4 protein-coding genes and 1 pseudogene are annotated in these 2549 nt (G+C 70.6%); all 5 read right to left on the bottom strand.

Annotation, left to right across the window (positions count from 1 at the left end; genetic code table 11):
* Positions 1-229, bottom strand: a 229-nt coding sequence (locus tag IH00_RS44020) for a GPP34 family phosphoprotein (protein WP_031072994.1), incomplete at its 3' end; no start/stop codon positions are given.
* Positions 230-375: 146 nt separating this feature from the next.
* Positions 376-1050 carry a hypothetical protein gene (locus tag IH00_RS0113180; RefSeq protein ID WP_031072992.1) on the bottom strand — a complete coding sequence of 225 codons (675 nt, stop codon included), beginning with the start codon at positions 1048-1050 and terminating at the stop codon, positions 376-378.
* A 170-nt stretch (positions 1051-1220) separates the two neighbouring features.
* Positions 1221-1520 (bottom strand): annotated as a pseudogene (locus IH00_RS43340) (transposase); the annotation flags it as partial.
* A gap of 37 nt (positions 1521-1557) precedes the next feature.
* Entirely contained in the window at positions 1558-1812 is a 255-nt protein-coding gene (locus IH00_RS0113175; protein WP_031072990.1) for a DUF6332 family protein, read from the bottom strand.
* 90 nt (positions 1813-1902) lie between these two features.
* Complete coding sequence (locus IH00_RS0113170) at positions 1903-2319, bottom strand: DUF3995 domain-containing protein (protein ID WP_052411368.1); 417 nt, start codon at positions 2317-2319, stop codon at positions 1903-1905.
* Positions 2320-2549 lie beyond the last annotated feature (230 nt).

Raw genomic sequence — 2549 nt, 5'->3', positions numbered from 1 at the left:
GCGTCCACTCGTCCAGCTTGGCCAGACGGCCGTCGAGCAGCGCGGTGCCGGTCGGCGTCGTGTCGGCCACGGCGAGCCGCCCGTCGGCCACCGTGAGGCGCTCGGCCAGGACGAGCTCCAGCAGGATGCCGCCCGCCACGGCCCACCCGGCCGACGACCGCTCCTTCGCGGCCCCCGACTCGTCGTCCAGCGACAGCAGTGCGATCTCCTCGGCCAGCGTCACGGCCATGCCCGTCCCCCTTGATCGTTTACGGTCATAGGTGTCGACGCGGAAAACGGACCCGGGGTTGCGCGGGCGGGTGTTCCGCGTCGCGAGTCCTGCCGCGAGGCCCGGCCCCTGGAACGCACCGTGCGGGGGCCGGGCCTCCGCCGTGCTCAGCCGCACTCGCGGACCGGGCACAGGGAGATGCGGCCGATGCCCGGGAGGCGTGCGATCTCCGCCTTCAGGCGGGCGCGCTCCTCTTCGGGGAGGTCGTCGGGGAAGCGGACCTCCAGGTAGGAGCCGCCGTCCGACCCGACGCCGGTCACGCTCGTCGCCCCGGCGTCCCTGAGGCGGTCCTCGGCGTCGCCGATGCCGTCACGGAGCCGGCCGGGGTCGGTCTCCGCGCGGAACGTGTGGGGTTCGGCGAGGGCGGGCCCGATGTGGAAGTGCCAGGTGTGCACAGCGGATGCGGCGAGGGCCCCCGCCAGGACCAGGACTCCGGCGCCACCCGCGATCCTCGCCGTGAGGGGGCGCCGGCGGGGGTCGGCCCACGCGGCCAGCAGCAGGAGGATGCCCGCCGGCCAGAACAGGAACAGGCCCATGAAGACGCCCAGCACGCCCCAGGCCAGCAGGGCGGACCCCGTGATCACGCAGGCCCGGACGAAGGCGACCGGGCGGCGCAGGAGGAAGAGGGGGACGGCGACCGGGGCGGCGGTCAGGATGTGGAGCGGGGCGAAATACGTCGGCAGGCTCCAGGCGACGACGAGGACGGCGGCCACCGCCGCGCCCGCGGCGAGGGCGCGCTGCACCCGGTGGATGTCCGTACGTCTGTCCTGCGTGGCCGCCATGACGCCCCCAGCTTGTTGAACGCGTTCAATTGAACGCGCTCAACCTAGCAGGTGGCCGCACGACACTCCCTAGGTTGTCCGTCGAATGTCAGGTTCACATCAGGAGCGAGCGGCGAGGGTGACGGCTGCTTCGCAGGATTCGGCGGTCTTGTCGTATCGGGTGGCGATCAGTCCAGGTCACCGCGGGCACCGAGTTCATCGAGGACCAGGCGGTGAAGCTTTGCCCGGACTCCGGCCTTCGTCCACTCGGTGTACCTGCGGGGGGCCGTCGCGCCGGATGGCCCGAACGACACGGCGGGCAGTTGCTGTCATGTACAGCCCGACGTCGCCACGAACACGATCGCCGCCGGCACCACGCGGTCACCGTGCCGACGCCGGCCACCACCCTGCGGTCGCGATGGCGCTTCCGGAACCACGCGCCGGAACAACTGCCACGACTCATCCGGCACCAGCCGCTCAACGATCCCCACGCCGGGAGGCTGCCGACCGCAAGAGGAAGGGCCGTAGTCAGTGGCCCATTCGGCGCTGCTCGTCGAACCGAAGCAACACCCGTACCAGACGCCACCCTCCGGCCACCGCTCCGAGCAGTGCGCCCCCTGCCAACATGCCTCTCTCTGCCGAGCCGGAGAGGTCAAGGGCCAGGACGAGAGTCCAGGCGACGGCAAAGATCACCCCAGCCAGCACGGCGGCAGTCACCAGGGCGAAGACGATCTCCACCGTCATTGCGTCCTTTTCCCACCGCGACTCACGCCCCATGTCCATGCTGCAAGTCTCACATCGCGGTCAAGTCACCGCTCCTGCGCCTTGCCGCTGACTCTCACGGGCGGCTCGATCGCCAATTGAGATGACTTCTCAGCCGACCGCCACCACGACGCCCAGTAGGGCGAGCACAACGCAGAACGGTGCGTACACCCGTCGATTAAGCCGGTTGTAGAGCCCGTTGCCCTTGCTGGCGGAGGCGAATGGCTCGACCAGCCCACGCAGGGCCATGACCGCGACCAGGCCCCAGATGCCCATGCGGTACAGCCAGTCGGGGAGAAAACGCAGTCCGTCCCAGTTCGCCGCCAGGGCCACGTACGCAGCCCCGGCCAACAACGCAGCGACCAGGGCGGTCAGCAGGCGCGGGATTTCTGCCGCGTCGGGTGTGGCCTTCCGGGCCAGGTCCTCCTGTGACGTGGCCGGCCAGTAGACGCCGACGGCCCAGAGGAAGTGGAGCATGCAGACCGTGACGAGCGCGGTGGCAAGGAGCAGAGTGGCGGCGTTGGTCATGCGGCGCTCCGGCATTCCGTTCGATCAGCAGTGCACGGCATTCGTCTGACGGGCCTTACGGTAGCCCGTGGAGGTGATCCGGGTGCCCCCGCCCCGGACCCGGGCGGCCCCCGCACCCGGCCCGATCACGTCCCGGGCGACAAGGGCTGCAGATCGAAAGCGATCCGCCCTCGCCGAGGTGCTCGACCACGTACTCACGCACGTCGTCCAGGACCTCGTCCGCATCCCAG

It is taken from the genome of Streptomyces sp. NRRL S-118 (assembly GCF_000716335.1).
Lineage (GTDB): Bacteria > Actinomycetota > Actinomycetes > Streptomycetales > Streptomycetaceae > Streptomyces.
This window is presented reverse-complemented; position numbering and strand designations above follow the sequence as displayed.